The organism is Enterococcus sp. DIV1328a (genome assembly GCF_050536905.1).
Lineage (GTDB): Bacteria > Bacillota > Bacilli > Lactobacillales > Enterococcaceae > Enterococcus > Enterococcus faecalis.
The window spans coordinates 2,282,069-2,300,830 of the sequence record NZ_CP172912.1 but is presented as its reverse complement, the minus strand read 5'-3'; the positions used below and the strand labels follow the sequence as shown (position 1 = coordinate 2,300,830).

Here is an 18,762-nt window from a genome sequence, read left to right as displayed (position 1 = left end):
CAATAGTCTAGTAAGATAGATCATTGAACGGGGTGAATAGGCGTGAAAAAGGGAATGCTAGCGTTTTTTGTCGGGCTAGCGGTTTTATCATTAACTGCTTGTCGGGAACCAAAAGAAAAGAAAGTAACCGCTTCAACGGAGGCATCCTCTAAAGTTGAAGAGACGAATGAAAAAACGAGTGAAACAATTGATAAGACAAACGAACAAGCGAGTAGCAGTATCGAGTTTAACGAATCAGTGAAAAGTGAAGAGTCTGCAGCTGATGAAAACAACAGTCAGCTAACCACAGCTGATTTAGATACTACAGCGATTAATGCTGGCGATTTTACTACTTTAGTTGGAACATGGAAAAATGGTAAAGGAGAGAGTTTGATCATTCATCCTGATGGTAGTACAAATACCGGAGGAATGATTACGAAGGATTCACCTACTGATGAGTCGCGACCAATTACAAGCTTAAGTATTAGGTGGGGGCCTACTGGTGCTGCGTTATTATTATATAAAATTGGTGTTGAAAATCCTAACGGCGACCAATCGGATAAGACGAAACCACGATTGTTAATTACTCAAGATAGTGGAAATTATCCTGCGGAAGAGTATTACTATCGTTCTTCTGAAGAGGAAAATCAAGACCAAAATGAAGAGGCAAAAATCATCGATACACAAGAAAAAGCAGAGACATATATTAGAAAGACACTGACTGATGCAGAAAATAATGATACGAACCTTGGATTTTTGGGTATGAATGGAAATGACTTCTTTTTTAGAGCCCAATCGAAACAGATGGTTGCAAATGGAGGGACAGGAACTGTCGGTTTTTACAGAGTATCACCACAAGGAGCAGTCAGAATAACGGATGCACGAGGCAACTAAAGATAGTCTCGTGGCAATCTATTTAATTCCTATAAAAGTAGCAAAATAAGAATGAAATGATCACAAAATCTTCACATTTAGTTTGTAAGATATAAGCATATCAACAAACAACCTTAACAACACAAAACACTTTTTCATTTTTAACTCCTTTCCCGTCCTTACCCAAAGGGCGGGTCTTTTTTTGTGTAAAACGATTCACTCAAGATACCAAAAAGCCAGCTTGTAGTAAGCTGGCTTTTAACTCTTTACATGTTGGCGCTTGTAGACACGAGATAATAATTAAGGTGTTGGAACAGTTGGTGAATAGTTCGTTTTTCGACCATAAAGTTCTTGTGTCGCCGCCGAGATATACGCAGATGAATCTTTTCCTGGGAGGTTATACATTAGATAAATACCATATTGCTCCGCTTTCGTACGTTTAGCATATTGCGCAGCTAGATTTTGATTGACACCAACTTCAACGGCAGAAGCACCTAAACGAGAAGCAGGCATCCCCGCAATTTGTGGCGGATTCCAGGTACTATAATAAGGGTTCCAAGCATAATCAATTAAAGAACTCATTTGAGGATTAGCTGAAGAGTTCGCAGCCGCTGGTCCAATATTATAAAAAGTAATTAATTTATCATTGCCTAAGCGATTTCTTAAGGCTTGAAGTAACCAAATGAACGAAGAATTATTTGGTTGAGGCGTCCCATTTTTTCCGTATTCAGCATACTCATCATCAAAATCAATACCATCTAAATGATACGTATTAACGACTTGTTCTAATTGAGCTGCAAAGGCATCCGCACTTTCGTAAGTTGGGAAGTTAGCAAAGCCAGCGCCTTCATGGTTGCCTAAAATAGACAATAGGACTTTAGTGCCGCGTGCTTGAACTGGACGAATTTGTGTTTCAGCTTCGTTTAAAGTTTGTTGGACCCGTTCATTTAGATATAAGTAAGGTTTTTTATTGACCGTATCATAATTAATATTGGCTGCAAAAATAATCCCCATATCAAAAGCAGGTTGATTGGTTCCAGCTAAAGTATATTTTCCCACATTGTTAAAATCGTGGTTGTTTACTTCTACATACATGACTGTTTTAGGTGTAACAGTTGATGCTGCTTGTACTTCAAATGCAGGTAGTGCAAACAGTAAACCACCGACTAAAAGTATCAAACTTAAAAAAGTTGAAATAATCCCTGTTTTCTTGTTAAAAAAATGAGTGCTCAATTGATGCCCCATAACTTTCTCCTCCTATAAAATAAATATTATTTGTAAGCGCTAACAAAGATATGTTATCATTTTTATAATTTAAACACAAGAAGAAGAGAACAAAAGTGAGCAAATCCACAGAATATAAAAGCGTCCTTCGCAAAATGGTCTTGCGAAGGACGCTCTTTTACCAATCAAAGAGTAAGGCATAGCCTAAAGAAAGCAGCTCTCGACCAAAATTTTTGATATCTTTTGGAAAAGAAGAAGCCGCAGTGATGCCTGAAACATTTGAGATGCCTGCTCGCTTGGCTAAAAGTTGCGAGCGGTACATGTGAAAGTCACTAGTAACAATCACTAGCCGTTTAAAAGAAAGGAGTTTTTGTGAATTGACAATATTTTCTTTGGTGCGTGTGGCACGATTTTCTAAGAGAATCTGTTTTTCTGGAACACCTTTATTTAGCAAGTATTGTTTCATAACCGCAGCTTCCGTAGCCGGCTCATCTGCTCCTTGCCCTCCGCTAACAATAACGGGTGTCTCGGGGTGTTGTTTAATATAGGGGATAGCCACATCTAACCGAGCTTGCAAAACACGGCTGGGCAGTGCGGTTTCTTTAGACGTCCCTAAAACACGGGCCCCTAAAATTAAAATAGCATCTGGTTTATCGGTGGGTTGCGTATTTTTGCCAGTAAAAATAAGTAGACCTAAAATCAAAAGAATACAAAAGCCAAAACTGACAATGGATAAACTTGTTATTTTTAACCAATGCATGAAACATCCCTCCTTGTAATGTTAGTGTATACGAAGTACCATAGAAAAAGCGATAGAAAACAAAAGACTTATAAAAAAATCTATGTTTTAATAGAAACTTTTGAAGAGAGGGAGCGAGTGAATGCGTACAGAAGAAGAAATGTTTCAACTTATTATGGATGTAGCAAAACAAGAAGAACACATTCGAGCCGTGGGAATGGTGGGTTCTCGTACGAATGTGAAAGCGCCAAAAGATAGTTTTCAAGATTTCGACATTGTTTATATTGTAGAACCATGTGCTGAGTTTTTTGAAACAGCAACGTGGACAGCAAAATTTGGTCAACCATTAATTATGCAACGTCCCAAGGAAATGACCTTATTTCCCACAGAACCGAAGACGCGGGAAACATTTTTAATGTTATTTGAAGATGGTCAACGTATCGATTTAACGTTGTGTCCTCTCGCAGAAAAAGACAATTGGCATGAAGGCGATTCTTTAGCAATTATCTTGTTAGACAAAGATGAAAATTTGCCACCTTTACCTGTAGCATCTGATAAAAATTATACAGTAACAGTTCCGAATCAGCAGCAGTTTAACGATTGTTGCAATGAATTTTGGTGGGTTAGTACGTATGTAGTTAAGGGGCTTTGTCGGAATGAACTATTTTACGCTGTCACACATCTCTATGAATATTGTCAGCAGGAACTGTTGCGCTTGCTTTCTTGGCAAGCGGCTTGGCAGGAACCGGAGCCAATTTCTGTTGGGAAACAATTTAAGTATCTGAAAAATTATGTCACTCCTGACACGATGGATCAATTAGCATCGTTGCTGGATTTTTCTAGTAAAGAAGCTTGTTGGAACAGCTTAATAAAGACACAAGCCTTTTTTGATGTCGTCGCTCAGGATTTTGCTAAAATGGCCCAGTTTACGTATCATTTACAAGAAGCAAAAAAAGTCACAGAGTATACAAATTCTTTAAGATTAAAGGATTTACAAGGAAAATAAGCTGAAAACAACGTAAAAATAGTGTATAATTGAAAAAATTAATCTGCGAGAGAAAGGGAAGTTTTTTTGATTGTAGATCACCGCAGTTGTTTGTTGCCTAGTCTCTAAGAAATAAACCTAAAATTATTGATATAAAGGATGAACAAATGAAAAAAGAAGAAATGCAAATGCGTAATACACGTCGTCAAAAATCAGGAAAAAATAATAAAAAGAAAGTAATTATTACTTCTTTGGTTGGACTAGCTCTGGTTGCTGGGGGCAGCTATGTTTATTTTCAAAGTCACTTTTTACCAACCACAAAAGTAAATGGAGTTTCTGTAGGCTGGTTAAATGTAAATGCAGCGGAAGAAAAATTAGCGCAAGTTAATCAAACCGAAGAAGTTGTGGTTCAAACGGGGACAAAAGAAGAAAAAATTCAACTTCCTAAAAAATACCAATTGGATCAAAAATTTTTAAAAGACCATTTACACAGTAGCAAGGTGAAGCTACCGTTAAACGAGGCATTCAAAAAAGAACTAGAAGCCAAATTAGCAACTTTGAGTTTTCCAGAGGGGAAACCAAGCAAAAATGCGAGTATCCGTCGAGGCAATGGCACTTTTGAAATTGTTCCCGAAGAACAAGGCACAGTAGTGGACACACAGCGCTTAAATCAGCAGATTATTGCGGATGTTGAAGCGGGAAAAGGCAACTATCAATACAATGCCAAAGATTTTTATAAAGCCCCTGAAATTACAAAAGAGGATCAAACGTTAAAGGCAACATTGACAACGCTCAATAACAAGTTAAATAAAACAATTACAGTTGATATTAATGGTGAAAAAGTAGCCTTTGATAAAACACAAATTCAAAACGTGCTGAATGATGATGGCACAATCAACAAAGAAAAACTAACTACTTGGGTGACACAATTAGAAACAACATATGGTTCTGCTAATCAACCAGTTTTATTTACAGATGTTCACGGCACGACACGTCGTTTTAAAAACAACGGAAGTTATGGCTGGTCGATTGATGGGGCCAAAACGAAAGAACTACTAGTAAACGCGCTGAATAGCCAAGAACAAACGAATGCAATCACTGCTCCGTTGGTTGGCGATACCAAAGAAAATAGTAAAATTGCCAATAATTACATTGAAATTGATTTAAAAGATCAAAAAATGTATTGTTTCATTGATGGCAAAAAAATAGTCACCACAGATGTCATTACTGGCAGATATAACAAAGGAACCGCAACAGTACCAGGATTCCATACAATTTTATATCGGACAACCGATGTGAATTTAGAAGGTCAAATGCTCGATGGTTCTCGATACAGTGTGCCAGTAAAATATTGGATGCCGTTATTAAGTCAAGGGGGCGTTGTCACACAAATTGGGATTCATGACTCCGACCATAAATTGGATAAGTATGGCGATAAAGAAGCCTTTAAAACCGATGCTGGTAGTAATGGCTGTATCAATACGCCAGGAACAGAAGTTTCAAAAATCTTTGACGTATCCTATGACGGAATGCCGGTAATTATTTACGGACATATCTATGATGATGCACCAGGTGAATTTGATAAACCTGTAGATTACGGCGAAGAAGTATAAATGATTATTTACAGCACCAAAAGGGCAAATGAGCAGTCTTTTTGGTGCTGTTTTAGTTGAATAGATAATTTATAAATGGACAAGCAAGGAGCAAAACCATGGCAGAAAGAATTTTATTAGTAGATGATGAACAAGAAATAGCTGATTTGCTGGAAGTATATTTAACGAGTGACGGTTATGAAGTAGAAAAATTTTATCAAGGGAAACCTGCTCTGGAATCAATGGCAAATAATCAGTTCGATTTAGCGGTACTTGATGTAATGTTACCAGATATTGATGGCTTTCAAATGGTTAAAAAAGCACGGGAAAAATATTTTTTCCCTATTATTCTTTTAACCGCTAAAATTGAGGACATTGATAAAATTACTGGGCTAACTTTAGGCGCTGATGATTATATTACAAAGCCATTTAATCCATTGGAAGTAGTCGCACGTATTAAAACACAACTAAGACGTTTTCGTAAATATAATTCACAGGCGAGTCTACAACAAGAAACAGAAGGAACAGAAATAGATATTCATGGTTTGGTGATAAATAAAATACATCATACAAGTAAACTATACGGGGAGGATATATTTTTAACGCCATTAGAATTTTCAATTCTTTGGTATTTAGCAGAACGTCAGGGAGAAGTAGTCCCAGCAGAGATATTGTTTGAAGAAATCTGGGGTGAAAAATATTTGGAAAACAATGGAAATACCGTGATGGCACATATTGGCCGTTTAAGGGAAAAATTAAAAGAACCACCAAGGAAGCCAAAGTTTATTAAAACTGTTTGGGGAGTGGGGTATAAAATTGACTGAAAAGAAAAAAACAGGAAAACAGCAATTTAAAGAACGAATGATTAAACAACTACTAACAAAGTTTTTGTTTTTTAGTTTGGGAATATTGGCGTTATCAGCAGTCTTGTATTTTTTTAGTAATTTTTTGTTTGGATTACGTAGATGGGGCATGGAAGATCCACTCTACCTTTTAGCCAAAGGAATTGAGGAGAACTACGTTTATTTAATTAGCTTAGTAATTCTAGGTGGTTCAGTAATCATTCTTTTTCGGATATGGTTGCAAAGCATCAATCAATTAACAGAAGTATTGGAGGCAACAGGGAAACTCTATCAGAATTCCGAAGAACCGATAGCCTTGTCAGCAAATTTAATGGAGTTTGACAAAGAGTTGAATCAAATCCGTCAAGAAGTTAACTTACGCCAGCAACAAGCGAAGGAAGCTGAGCAAAGAAAGAATGATTTGATTGTTTATTTAGCACATGATTTAAAAACGCCTTTAACATCAGTCATTGGTTATTTAACACTTCTTCATGATGAACTGGAAATTTCGACGCAATTACGAGAAAAATATTTAGCTATTTCATTAGAAAAAGCAGAGCATTTAGAAGAGTTGATTAATGAATTTTTTGAAATAGCTCGATTTAATCTCTCGAATATTGAATTAGAACCGACGAGTGTTCGCTTGGATCGTATGTTAAATCAAGTAAGTTATGAATTTTTACCTATGTTGAAACAAAAACAGTTAACTATTGAAACAGATTTTACTGAGGCTTTGTCTATTCATCTTGATGTCGATAAAATGCAAAGAGTTTTTGATAACTTAGTTCAAAATGCCATTAACTACAGCTATGCAGGAACAACCATCTCTCTTTCCACTAAAGTTGATAATGAAAATCAACGAGTAAATATTTATTTTACAAATCATGGTCCTACTGTTCCACCAGAAAAATTAGCCCGAATTTTTGAACAATTTTTCCGATTAGATACTGCCCGTCAAACAAACCGAGGAGGCGCAGGACTAGGTTTAGCGGTTGCTAAAAAAATTGTGGAGCTGCATGGCGGGGTGCTTTCAGCTGAAAGCGAAAATGAAAAAACTACCTTTATGATTTCTTTATCGATTTTGTAAGAAAATCGTTAGAAATTCTTGCGAAAAAAAAGAAGGCTCCTTTTTACTAGCTTGCTATACTAATTTTGTTAAGTAAGTAAAGAGGAGAGAAATAAAAATGAAATTTAAAGTTACAATTGGTGTCGCTATTTTAGGCCTTTTTATTGTGGGCATGGCTGTTAAACAAGTTGCTGAGAAAAAAATAGTTTCAATAGGAAATGAGCAAGCCCTCAGTTTAGAGGAAGAGGAAAAAATGAGTTCTCCTGAAGAAGGCGATCAATCATGGAAATTATTATTAGTAAATCAAACGCATCAGATTCCTGAAGATTATCAAATCCAATTAAAAAAATTACCTAACAAACAGGCAGTGGATAAACGAATTTATCCAGCTTTGAACAGGATGTTTAAAGATGCCAAAAGACAAGGCTTCTATCTTGAAGTCACTTCTAGTTATCGAACAAATGAAGAGCAAAAAGAAATTATGGCAGAAAAAGTACAGGCTTTTCAAGATCAAGGATTCAGCGAACAAGAAGCGATTGAAACAGCTGAAAGTTGGGTAGCAGTGCCGAGAACTAGTGAACATGAAGTAGGTTTAGCAGTGGATATAAATGCGCAAAGTAAGCGATCTACTGACGAAGAAGTCTACGCTTGGTTGGCAAAGAACGCCTATAAATATGGATTTATTCTTCGTTATCCTTCAGACAAAGTGGAAATTACGGGTGTTAGTTATGAACCTTGGCATTATCGATATGTGGGTAAAAAAGCAGCACTAGAGATTCAAAAAGCGAGTCTAACGTTAGAAGAATACTTAGCAGAAAATAATAATTAATTGTTTATCAATAAAGCTATCTTAGCTTTTACTGAACATAGGCTATTTTTTATTGACAAGCGTCATAACCCGCTCTATGATACAAACAGAACAAGCAATTTAAATTGGGGGAACGAAGATGCCATTTGTACATGTAGAATTAATTGAAGGCCGCACAGAAGAACAGTTAACTAATATGGTCAAAGATATTACAGAAGCTGTGTCAAAAAACGCTGGTGCACCAAAAGAGAATATCCATGTGATTGTCAATGAATTGAAAAAAGACCGCTATGCACAAGGCGGCGAATGGAAAAAATAAGTTTTCAGAGAATTTCTGTTGAATCACTTGCTTTTTCTGAAAATAAGTGGTTAAATAAGTGCATAAATGATTGATGAGAAAGACAACTGAACTTGCCCGCGATCTATTAGAGAGGAAAATCTTGGCTGAAAATTTTCCAGATTGGCACAAGGGATGACCACTTTCGAAACCTTTGTTGAAACAAAGGCGGTCGCACCGTTAACACGCTAGAGGAACACAGATTATTTGTGTTCAAAATTAGGTGGAACCACGATATTTTCGTCCTAGTATTCGTTAGAATACTAGGACTTTTTGTTTTTTAACAAGGGGAACAGGTGGCTGTTTCGTTTCATTGTGAAAAACAGGAACACAATGAAACGCTTCAAATCAAAAAAATTAAAAGGAGAGAATTTTATTATGTCTATTCACATTACTTTTCCAGATGGCGCTGTCAAACCGTTTGATTCTGGGGTTACAACATTTGATGTTGCTAAAAGTATTAGCAACAGTTTAGCCAAAAAAGCTTTAGCTGGTAAATTCAATGGTGTTTTAATCGATTTAGATCGTCCTATCGTAGAAGATGGTTCGCTTGAAATCGTGACGCCTGATCATGAAGATGCTTTAGGAATTTTACGTCATTCGTCAGCTCATTTAATGGCTAATGCCTTACGTCGTCTTTTCCCTAACATTAAATTTGGCGTAGGTCCTGCGATTGATTCTGGGTTCTACTATGATACAGATAATGGGGAATCCCCTGTGACAGCGGAAGATTTACCTGCAATTGAAGCCGAAATGATGAAAATTGTGAAGGAAAATAACCCAATCGTTCGTAAAGAAATCTCACGTGCAGAAGCGTTAGAATTATTTGCTGATGATCCTTACAAAGTTGAATTAATTACAGATTTACCAGAAGATGAAATCATCACTGTCTATGATCAAGGCGATTTTGTTGATTTATGTCGTGGTGTTCACGTCCCTTCAACAGGACGGATTCAAGTCTTTAAATTACTTTCAGTAGCTGGTGCTTATTGGCGCGGAAACTCTGACAATCATATGATGCAACGGATTTACGGCACTGCCTTTTTCGATAAAAAAGATTTAAAAGAATTTATCAAAATGCGCGAGGAAGCCAAAGAACGTGACCACCGTAAATTAGGAAAAGAATTAGATTTATTTATGGTTTCACAAGAAGTTGGTTCAGGGTTACCTTTCTGGTTACCAAAAGGCGCAACCATTCGTCGTACAATTGAACGTTATATTGTGGACAAAGAAATTAGCTTAGGTTACCAACATGTGTATACACCAATTATGGCAGATGTGGAATTATACAAAACATCTGGTCACTGGGATCATTACCATGAAGATATGTTCCCACCAATGGATATGGGCGATGGCGAAATGCTGGTATTACGTCCAATGAACTGTCCACACCATATGATGGTTTATAAAAATGACATTCATAGTTACCGCGAATTACCAATTCGAATCGCTGAATTAGGGATGATGCACCGCTATGAAAAATCTGGCGCATTATCAGGGTTACAACGTGTTCGTGAAATGACTTTAAACGATGGCCATACTTTTGTTCGTCCTGACCAAATTAAAGACGAATTTAAACGTACTTTGGAGTTAATGGTGGCAGTCTATGCTGACTTTAACATTACGGATTATCGTTTCCGCTTAAGCTATCGTGATCCAAATAATACAGACAAATATTTTGATGATGATGCGATGTGGGAAAAAGCGCAAGCGATGTTAAAAGCTGCCATGGATGAATTAGAATTAGATTACTTTGAAGCAGAAGGTGAAGCTGCCTTTTACGGTCCGAAGTTAGATGTTCAAGTAAAAACAGCTTTAGGAATGGAAGAAACATTATCAACCATCCAATTAGACTTCTTATTACCAGAACGTTTTGACTTAACTTATGTTGGCGAAGATGGTGAAAATACACATCGCCCAGTTGTTATCCACCGTGGTATCGTCTCAACAATGGAACGATTTGTGGCTTACTTAACAGAAGTTTACAAAGGCGCTTTCCCTACTTGGTTAGCACCAATTCAAGCAACTATTATCCCAGTTTCTGTAGAAGCGCATTCTGAGTATGCTTATGAAATCAAAGAACGTTTACAAGCACAAGGCTTACGTGTTGAAGTCGATGATCGTAACGAAAAAATGGGCTACAAAATTCGGGCCTCTCAAACACAAAAAGTACCTTATCAATTAGTGGTCGGGGACAAAGAAATGGAAGATGCAACGGTGAACGTCCGTCGTTATGGAAGCAAAGAAACTTCTGTCGAAGATTTATCAATTTTCATTGACAGCATGGCTGCTGAAGTTCACAATTACAGCCGTTAAAAAAAGAGAAAAAGTCAAAAGGACTTCTGAATTCAGAAGTCCTTTTGACTTTTTTCAACAACAAAATAATTAAATATTTCCTTAGAGCTAGGAATAATCCTGATTTTTTGACTAATTTTTGTTACAATGAGAATGCGAAACTTTTTAGTGAAGGGACTAGAGGTATGAAGAAAAACTCATTTATAGATAAAATAAAAAAAACAGATGCCGCAGCAAAGAGTCAACGAGGTAGAAAGCCACATATTCCTTTTCGATTGAACTTATTATTTTTTGTGATATTCACTTTATTTGTTTCATTAATTGTCCGTTTAGGGTATTTACAGATTGTAGAAGGAGAAGAGTTTAACAAAAAAATCACTGCCAATTCTTCACTACAAATCACGACACCATCCCCTCGAGGACAAATTTATGATTCACAAGGAAAAGTCTTGGTTTCTAACAAAGCCAATTTAGCAATCACTTACACACGAGGAAAAAACATTGAAGGAAAAGATATTTTACCGATTGCGAATAAAGTCAACGAACTTATTAACGTTCCAGTTGATCCAAACTTAACGGACCGTGATAAAAAAGATTATTGGTTAGCGAATCCTGAAAATTTAAAAGCAGCCCAAGCCCGTTTAACCGATCAAGATAAAGAAGATGAAAAAGGCAACAAAATTACGGACGAAGGCACATTATATGCCAAAGCCGTTGAAAAAGTCACCCCTGAAGAAATTGCGTTTGATGACCGAACCTTACAAGCAGTGACGATTTTTAAACGAATGAATGCCGCGTCACAAATGAACACGGTCTTCATCAAGAATGAAGGGGTAACAGAAGGTGAAATTGCGACAATTGGTGAACACACAGCGGAAATATCTGGTGTTTCAACAGGGACTGATTGGACGCGTGATTATTCTCAAAGTGGTGCATTACGTAGCCTGTTGGGCACCGTTTCAACTGAAAAACAAGGATTGCCAGCCGAAGAAGTCGATGAATATTTGAAAAAAGGTTATGCACGAAATGACCGTGTTGGGACTAGCTATTTAGAAAAACAATATGAAGACGTTCTACAAGGTAAAAAAGCAAAATCAGAAGTCGTTTTAGACAATAACGGAAAGATTGTTTCACAAACCCCAATTTCCAAAGGGGAAAAAGGTTCCAACTTAAAATTAACGATTGATTCAAATTTCCAAAACAAAGTTGATGAAATTTTACAACGAAACTATTCACAAATAGTCAAAACCATTGGACCATACTCAGAAAATGCATATGTCGTTGCTATGAACCCTCAAACAGGTGCTATTTTAGCGATGTCCGGATTTCATCATGATTTAGCAACTGGGGAAGTCACACCTAATCCTTTAGCACCTATTTTGAATTCTGAAGTTCCTGGATCAGTTGTGAAAGCAGGTACTTTAACAGCTGGTTATGAAACAGGCGTCATTAAAGGCAATGACGTTTTAACAGATGAAGCTATTTTACTAGCAGGTAGTAATCCAAAAGCTTCTTGGTGGAATGCTTCTGGCGGAACAACCATGCAATTAACTGCGGAGCAAGCGTTAGAATATTCTTCGAATGCCTATATGATGAAATTAGTCTTTAAAATGATGGGTGTGAATTATTATCCCAATATGATTTTCCCTTATGAAGTAGGAGATGACACTGTCTTTAAAGAATTAAGAAAAGCTTTTGCAGAATATGGTATGGGAACGAAAACTGGAATTGATATACCAGGAGAAACAACAGGAATTCAAAACAAGGACTTTAAGGATTCGTCTTCTGCGCCACAAGGCGGTAATCTTCTTGACCTATCTTTTGGACAATATGATACCTATAGCGCGTTACAATTAGCACAGTACGTTTCCACTGTCGCAAATAATGGTATCCGCGTGCAACCCCATGTGGTAGAAGGAATCTATGGCAATGATGAAAATGGAGCTTTAGGAAAAATTTTAAAAGAAATTGAACCAAAAGTTTTGAATAAGGTGAATATTTCTGAAGACCAGATAGGAATTCTTCAACAAGGTTTCTATAATGTGGTAAATGGAACTAGTCCTTTTACAACTGCACGTGGTTTAAAATCAGACAAGTTTTCGATTGCTGCTAAAACAGGGACCGCCGAAACGCAAGCAACAGATGCTAATGGAGTAAACCATACAACGGTTAATAGTAACTTGGTGGCTTATGCGCCGTACGAAAATCCTGAAATTGCAATTAGCGTTGTTTTACCACACTTAAATGATGAATCTTCCAAACCAAATCAAACGATTGCCAAAGAAGTTTTAGAAGCGTATATGGAAATGTACAAAAAATAAAATTTGTAAAGTAGAACTACTTTACAAATTTGCCCAAAAGGGTAGTCAAATGACAAAAAAAATGGTATGATATTCAAGTCTAAGAAATCTCTTGGAAAGATCAATTATTAGTAGGAGGGGAAAACATGCGCGTAAACATCACTTTAGAGTGTACTTCTTGTAAAGAACGTAACTACTTAACAAATAAAAATAAACGTAACAATCCTGATCGTTTAGAAAAACAAAAATATTGCCCACGTGAAAGAAAAGTTACTTTACACCGTGAAACTAAATAATTTAGTTAGACAGAGCCTAGAATCCTTGTTGTGTAAGGGTCTAGGCTTTTTATCTATTGATTCATTACATGTTCATTTGTAGATGGAATGTAGAGGGAGGATTACCCAAGTTTGGCTGAAGGGGACGGTCTCGAAAACCGTTAGGCGAGTAACATCGTGCAAGGGTTCGAATCCCTTATCCTCCGTACCGAGAAGCAGTTGAGTTATTAGTTGCAAATAAAACGACAGAGACGTACACTTAAAGTAGAAAAATACTTAAGAAGAGGTGTCTATTATGTCAAACTATGAAGAAAAAGAAGCGCAAGCATTAGCAAAAATTTCCGACGTTTTGAACAAATTGGATGCAAGTTTAGAAGAGTTGGACTCGCTAGATGAGGATACAAAAAAACATAGTATGAAGAAATGGATTGTTGAAAAAAAAGCCATTCATGAGATTAAAAAAATTGCACACGAAGCTGGTAAGTATGACAAGTATGATGAAAAAGAATTAGAAAAAGAAATGGATCTGTTGGAAAAGTTTATGTAAAAAAGCGCTAGCTTTTGTTCAACAGTTATTTAATTTTGAGTCTAGAATTAATCGTTTTGATTTTTTCTAGGCTTATTTTTTATGAAGTAAGCAAATCGTATCGGGAGAGGTATTGAATTAAGAAATAAAGCATGTATTGATTCAGAAAAAAAGTTGTAGTAAAATGTTCGTCACAACTACTTTTCTTATAATTTCATAGAAGGAAAAGTTGGAATAATGAATTGAGAAGAGTCGATTTTTAGGAGATGATTTTAGGTGACTTTTTATCAATTATTGCAGTTAGATCCATTTATTTTAAAACAAAAAATTCATCAAGCGGACACTAAAAAACAGCGGAGATATTTTTGGCGCGCCTTGTTAATAAGGGATATCTTATTAGTTTCGTTTGCGATTTTATGGGTGTCGACGATTACTTTTTTCTTTGGAAAAGCTGTAGCGCCTTTTTCAATTGTATTATTTTGTTTGCTGTTGAGTATCCGTTTCGTCTCATATGGCTACAGGGAAAAACAGGCCTTGCTTAGTTTAGGAATCGTGTTAACAATTCTAGGTGTTAGTCCACTAATTTCACTGATTTCTGTATCATTTTTACAATGGGGTCTTCATTTTATCTGCTTGCTGGCATTGTTTTTCTTAACTGGTAAAAACCCTAAAATGGGTAATCCTGGCTTGTATACGTTCTCCTACTTATATTTAGTTGGCACGGTTCACTATCAATCGTTTCAGCAATTAGAACAAACTTTCTTTGTATTAGTGTTTGCTTATCTACTTTTAGCTTTTGTTTATCATGTGAAACATAAAAAGTTGGATCAGGAGATTACTTTTATACAGATGGTTAAAGAAAATGGTTTTTTTAATCAAAGAAATATTTGGTTTGGTTATTACGCTTTAGGCATTAGCTTATTACTTTTTATAGGAACGCACCTTCAGATTGACCGCTTTATGTGGGCAACATTTGCTAGTTCGTCATTATTTTCTGGGTATGATACGTTTAAATTGTCTGAACGAGCCAAAGAACGAATAATAGGGGTCGTTATTGGTTCTCTAGTATCGGCTATCTTGTTATTTTATATACCAACGAACCTACTTGGTATTTTAGGAGGACTTTGTTTAGGCTTATGCACATCTTATAAAAGTAAAACGATTTTTAATTGTGTTGGTGCTATCATGGCAGCTTCTATGATATTTGGGCTAGAAACAAGTCTTTACTTAAGAATTTTGTTAAATATGTTGGGGCTAGCTTACGGTTTGCTTTATCATTTTGTCTTTGTAAAAACTATGTCCTATTGCAATCGCAAAGAGTGGCTGAAATTGTCTGAATAAAAGGAGCCTAACATTCTTTCTTGAAAGAATGTTAGGCTCCTTAGACATTTTTGTTTATATTCCATATTATCAAATTATATGCATGCTGTTAATCAATGCCCAACTGCTATATCAAATGTCGCAATTTTTGCTGAGCCAGTCGGTACAAGGTCTAGTTCCACTTCGTCAAACCTATTGCCATCAACTGGTATCCCAAAGTAAATGGTAGATGGTCCAGTTCTACTTTCATAGACTATTATCTATTAGTATACCTAAATTTCTATTTAATTCGTAATGACTGACCAGGATAAAAAACAGAAGTTTCAATGCCTGGATTTAATGCTAATAATTCTTCTAAGGTTAAACCATTTCTTTCGGCTAACTGTCGCCCACCTTCACCACTTCGTACCGTATCGTATATAGGTTGGTCTGATTTAGAATTTTGTATTTGTTCACGAGAATCAGAGTTTTGTGGTGGTTGCTGTTCAGATTGTTCAAAAACTTGTTGAGTTTGATTATTTCTTTCAATTAATTGTTCCAACGTAATATTACCTAGATAAGTGTATATTTGTCCATTAACAGTTAAAGTACCATCATTATTTTTCGTTACTGTTCGGGGCGTATTATTCAAAAGAAACGTCATTATTTGATTACCATTCTCATCCACAGAAAAACTTACATTTTGAAGAGGAACATTCGATTGAGTTATGCTAGTGAGTGTTCCGTCAGCATTTATAAAAAATAAGTTATCACTTTGAGGAATACCCCAACCGCCTATAAAATCAGCTAAGCTAACTTGTGGTAGCGGTTCTTTAGTAGTAGATGAAGAGGTAGATTGGTTTGTTTCAGATGAGACGTTTTGATAATTAGAGCTGGTTTCTTCCGTTTTATCTTTTTGAGTGGAAGAATCAATACTTTTCTTTGTGTAAGGTTTCAAAACTAGTTTTGTTTGGTTATCAGAATTGTTTGTCTTAGTAGGAGTGAAAAGTAGATTTTGCTTTTCTTTTTTTATCTTGTAAGCTACTTCTTTTCCTTCATTTTTCCAACGAATTTGATTGTTTTTTAGATGGTATTTGACTTTGTATTCTATTTTATTTGCAATTTGTTTACCTAATTCTTCGCCTGCTTTTTCCAAATCATTTTTTGCAGTTGATGTGTGTTCATCTGTATTGATTTTGAAAGTAGCGGTATCTTCGCTGAATGATACAATCATTACTACTTCATCAACGTTGGAGTTTACGGCCCACTCGTTTGCCATTAGCTCTTTTGTGGTCACTTTATTTCTGCAAGAAGTAAGGGTCAGTAAGGATAAAAAAACAATCAACCCCAGTAAACTTTTTTTCATTTTTAACTCAATCCTCTTTTCTATTTTACTGTTTTTTTGTATCTTCGAATCTCTCTCAACCCCAGCCAACCACTCGCTGATAACAAGTACCAAAACGGCATAAACTGGATTAGATAGCGAGAGCGGCCGCCTTCAAAGAGCAATAAATACAGAATAGCTCCAATGAAAGCTAATTTCAAAATCGCGTAGTTATTTTTTGAATCTTTTAGAGGGATACTGAACAATAGACCTAGTAATGTGAGTAAATAGAAAAAATGCATATAAATTCGTAGATAGTTACTTTTGGGATTTTGCGGATAATACAGTGACCGCAAGTGTTCTTGCCAACGATTTTTAGAAGGTGTTTCTGGGATTAAATCACCGCCATCCCAACCCCAGTCAAAATCACCATTGGCAGTATTATGACGATTTTTTTGAGCCAGAAAACGGAGATAACCGAAGAATCCTTTATTTTTTAAACGGTCTTGAATCATTTTTATGGTATAAGCTTTTTTGGCTTTTTGTGTAGGCAACTGATTTACTGCTTGTGTATCTGCATCATTGTAACCGCCAGTTCCAGTCAAACCCATCATTACAAAAAGTGTCCAAGGTTTGGCTTGTTCTTTATCGATTTCCGTAATCGTTTGTTTTTCCACAAAAAATTGAAAACTATAATATGCGCTGGCGAAACCAGTCAGTAAAAAGAGAGCAACCACGGTTAATTTTACGATAGACTGTTTGTTCCGATTTACTAAAAGAAGTTGCAGCACTTTGATACAACTAAATGCAATAAAAAAGATAATAGACGAAGGTTTCATTAAAAAACACCAAGCTAAGCCAATTCCAATAAACAGTAATAAACAATATTTTACGAAGGGATGGGAAACTTGGTCAAAAAGGCTATATGCAAAAAAGACTAGGTTGATGAACAATAAGACGGCCGTATCTGTATAAGGCGTGAGTAACCATGGAGACAATCCGAAAGAAAGAAAAAATAAACTGTAAGCAACGAAGGCGGTTAATGGATTAAAGACACGTTTAGAGGCATGATAAAAGAGAAATAAACTGCTATTAATAAACAAGCAATTAACCACTTGCCAACTAAACCAAGTATTGCTCCAGCTCTCTGTTACATCAATGAAACGCAAAAATTTATTCAGGTAATACATCATGAAAAAGAAAAATTCGTTATTGGGGTTTAAAGAAAGTACGATTTTTGAATAATCCTTATTTTCAGTGGTAATACTATGAAAGTTGTCAAAAACATCCCAGCCAATCGGCACAGTAATCTGCCTCAGGAGTAAAAGTTGTAGTAAAAATAAACTGATCAAACTACCAATAATAACCACACGATCATAGGCTTTTATTAAGTGCCAGAGCGCTTGAATCTTAGTGTAAAGAAATTTTTTGTTTTTATAAATAATCAACAATAGAATAATTAATAGAGGAAGTAAAACAAGCAAGTGCTTAGGCTTTTCCCAAAGAATTTTTACCAGCGAATAGGGAGAGTTAATTGCGCCGTAAAAGACAAATAAAATAAAAAAAGTAAAAATATAATTTTCTAGATTCAGAATCCGTTTAAAAGTAGCCATATTTTCTCCTTCCATTTTTTTAGCTAGACTAGTTCTTATTTTATCATAAAGATTTTAAAATAAGAAAAAAGCCCTTCTTTTAAAAGAAAGGCTTAAAACTTTTCCTTACTTCACTTCTTTGTAACGGAAGAAGAAGCGTAAGACGCTATTTTGGCTAGTTGTTGTTAGTTTATCTGTCGGTAAGACTGTTAGTAAGAAGAAAAACAGACTAATCACAAGAGTGAAAAATAAGAAGACGGGACTGCCACCTGTTATCACAGTATCTGTTTGAACATCATATTTCAGTGTTGACATAACAGAGAAAACTTGTGTATAGCTACAGGCAATAGAAAGTAGATATAAAACAAGCACGCCCCAACCTGTCATCCCAGCATCACGATACCGACGGACACACATTGCCCACGTTGGTAATAATAAAGCTAACCATAAAACAAGTGCAAAAAGCATCAACGGTAATAAGTTCCCAAAATCATAGGTTTCAAAATATTCAGCTGCTAAAATTGCTGACACGGCTTTGCCGACAATGGCAATATAAAAAATAAGTGCTAAAATGCTTAATACCAATGTCATCCACCAATAACCAGCACGTGTGGTCCGACCTTTAAAATCAACATATCCACGAAAATAATCTTTAAAAGCTTGTCCAAATGTTACTTTGCCTTTTTCCTCAATTTTAACCATAAAA

17 protein-coding genes and 1 tRNA gene are annotated in these 18,762 nt (G+C 36.0%); 13 read left to right on the top strand and 5 right to left on the bottom strand.

Annotation, left to right across the window (positions count from 1 at the left end; genetic code table 11):
- The first annotated feature begins 42 nt into the window (after positions 1-42).
- A complete protein-coding gene (locus IGL93_RS11000; protein ID WP_025192710.1) occupies positions 43-873 on the top strand; it encodes a DUF6287 domain-containing protein in 831 nt (276 codons plus the stop codon).
- A gap of 279 nt (positions 874-1,152) precedes the next feature.
- Here IGL93_RS11000 and IGL93_RS10995 read toward each other — a convergent pair whose 3' ends face one another.
- Positions 1,153-2,097 carry an endo-beta-N-acetylglucosaminidase gene (locus IGL93_RS10995; protein ID WP_002382461.1) on the bottom strand — a complete coding sequence of 315 codons (945 nt, stop codon included), beginning with the start codon at positions 2,095-2,097 and terminating at the stop codon, positions 1,153-1,155.
- 157 nt (positions 2,098-2,254) lie between these two features.
- Positions 2,255-2,836 (bottom strand): YdcF family protein, encoded by a 582-nt coding sequence (locus IGL93_RS10990; RefSeq protein ID WP_002359392.1) that lies wholly within the window; start codon positions 2,834-2,836, stop codon positions 2,255-2,257.
- Positions 2,837-2,957: 121 nt separating this feature from the next.
- Between IGL93_RS10990 and IGL93_RS10985 the strand changes: the two genes are divergently transcribed.
- The 12 genes from IGL93_RS10985 to IGL93_RS10930 all read left to right on the top strand — a co-directional run bounded on the left by IGL93_RS10985 (position 2,958) and on the right by IGL93_RS10930 (position 15,182).
- Positions 2,958-3,821: an aminoglycoside 6-adenylyltransferase gene (locus IGL93_RS10985; RefSeq protein ID WP_010776112.1), complete on the top strand. Its 864-nt coding sequence runs from the start codon at positions 2,958-2,960 to the stop codon at positions 3,819-3,821.
- Between the two features lie 146 nt (positions 3,822-3,967).
- The gene (locus IGL93_RS10980; RefSeq protein ID WP_010776111.1) at positions 3,968-5,413 is read left to right on the top strand and encodes a L,D-transpeptidase family protein; all 1,446 of its coding nucleotides are present in this window, start codon (positions 3,968-3,970) and stop codon (positions 5,411-5,413) included.
- 98 nt (positions 5,414-5,511) lie between these two features.
- Entirely contained in the window at positions 5,512-6,216 is a 705-nt protein-coding gene (gene vanR, locus IGL93_RS10975; RefSeq protein WP_010776110.1) for a VanR-ABDEGLN family response regulator transcription factor, read from the top strand.
- Positions 6,209-7,321 (top strand): sensor histidine kinase, encoded by a 1,113-nt coding sequence (locus IGL93_RS10970; RefSeq protein WP_002365141.1) that lies wholly within the window; start codon positions 6,209-6,211, stop codon positions 7,319-7,321. The genes vanR and IGL93_RS10970 overlap by 8 nt, the downstream gene beginning before the upstream one ends.
- 97 nt (positions 7,322-7,418) lie before the next feature.
- Positions 7,419-8,129 carry a M15 family metallopeptidase gene (locus IGL93_RS10965; protein WP_002356314.1) on the top strand — a complete coding sequence of 237 codons (711 nt, stop codon included), beginning with the start codon at positions 7,419-7,421 and terminating at the stop codon, positions 8,127-8,129.
- A gap of 118 nt (positions 8,130-8,247) precedes the next feature.
- On the top strand, positions 8,248-8,427 hold the full coding sequence (locus IGL93_RS10960; RefSeq protein WP_002356318.1) for a 2-hydroxymuconate tautomerase: 180 nt from the start codon (positions 8,248-8,250) through the stop codon (positions 8,425-8,427).
- A 396-nt stretch (positions 8,428-8,823) separates the two neighbouring features.
- Positions 8,824-10,761, top strand: coding sequence for a threonine--tRNA ligase (gene thrS / locus IGL93_RS10955; protein WP_002359397.1), 1,938 nt, complete (start codon positions 8,824-8,826; stop codon positions 10,759-10,761).
- Between the two features lie 164 nt (positions 10,762-10,925).
- Positions 10,926-13,061, top strand: coding sequence for a peptidoglycan D,D-transpeptidase FtsI family protein (locus IGL93_RS10950; protein ID WP_002359399.1), 2,136 nt, complete (start codon positions 10,926-10,928; stop codon positions 13,059-13,061).
- Positions 13,062-13,186: 125 nt separating this feature from the next.
- Positions 13,187-13,336, top strand: a complete 150-nt coding sequence (gene rpmG / locus IGL93_RS10945) for a 50S ribosomal protein L33 (protein ID WP_002356321.1) — start codon at positions 13,187-13,189, stop codon at positions 13,334-13,336.
- 95 nt (positions 13,337-13,431) lie between these two features.
- Positions 13,432-13,521 (top strand) — tRNA-Ser (locus IGL93_RS10940).
- Between the two features lie 89 nt (positions 13,522-13,610).
- Positions 13,611-13,862 carry a hypothetical protein gene (locus IGL93_RS10935; RefSeq protein ID WP_033789494.1) on the top strand — a complete coding sequence of 84 codons (252 nt, stop codon included), beginning with the start codon at positions 13,611-13,613 and terminating at the stop codon, positions 13,860-13,862.
- A 255-nt stretch (positions 13,863-14,117) separates the two neighbouring features.
- Entirely contained in the window at positions 14,118-15,182 is a 1,065-nt protein-coding gene (locus IGL93_RS10930; RefSeq protein ID WP_016618027.1) for an FUSC family protein, read from the top strand.
- 259 nt (positions 15,183-15,441) lie between these two features.
- Here IGL93_RS10930 and IGL93_RS10925 read toward each other — a convergent pair whose 3' ends face one another.
- The 3 genes from IGL93_RS10925 to IGL93_RS10915 all read right to left on the bottom strand — a co-directional run bounded on the left by IGL93_RS10925 (position 15,442) and on the right by IGL93_RS10915 (position 18,758).
- The gene (locus IGL93_RS10925) at positions 15,442-16,575 is read right to left on the bottom strand and encodes a DUF4950 domain-containing protein (RefSeq protein ID WP_029644925.1); all 1,134 of its coding nucleotides are present in this window, start codon (positions 16,573-16,575) and stop codon (positions 15,442-15,444) included.
- Positions 16,527-18,092, bottom strand: a complete 1,566-nt coding sequence (locus IGL93_RS10920) for a membrane protein (RefSeq protein WP_025192704.1) — start codon at positions 18,090-18,092, stop codon at positions 16,527-16,529. The genes IGL93_RS10925 and IGL93_RS10920 overlap by 49 nt, the downstream gene beginning before the upstream one ends.
- Positions 18,093-18,182: 90 nt before the next feature.
- Positions 18,183-18,758: a DUF805 domain-containing protein gene (locus tag IGL93_RS10915; protein WP_002356327.1), complete on the bottom strand. Its 576-nt coding sequence runs from the start codon at positions 18,756-18,758 to the stop codon at positions 18,183-18,185.
- Positions 18,759-18,762 lie beyond the last annotated feature (4 nt).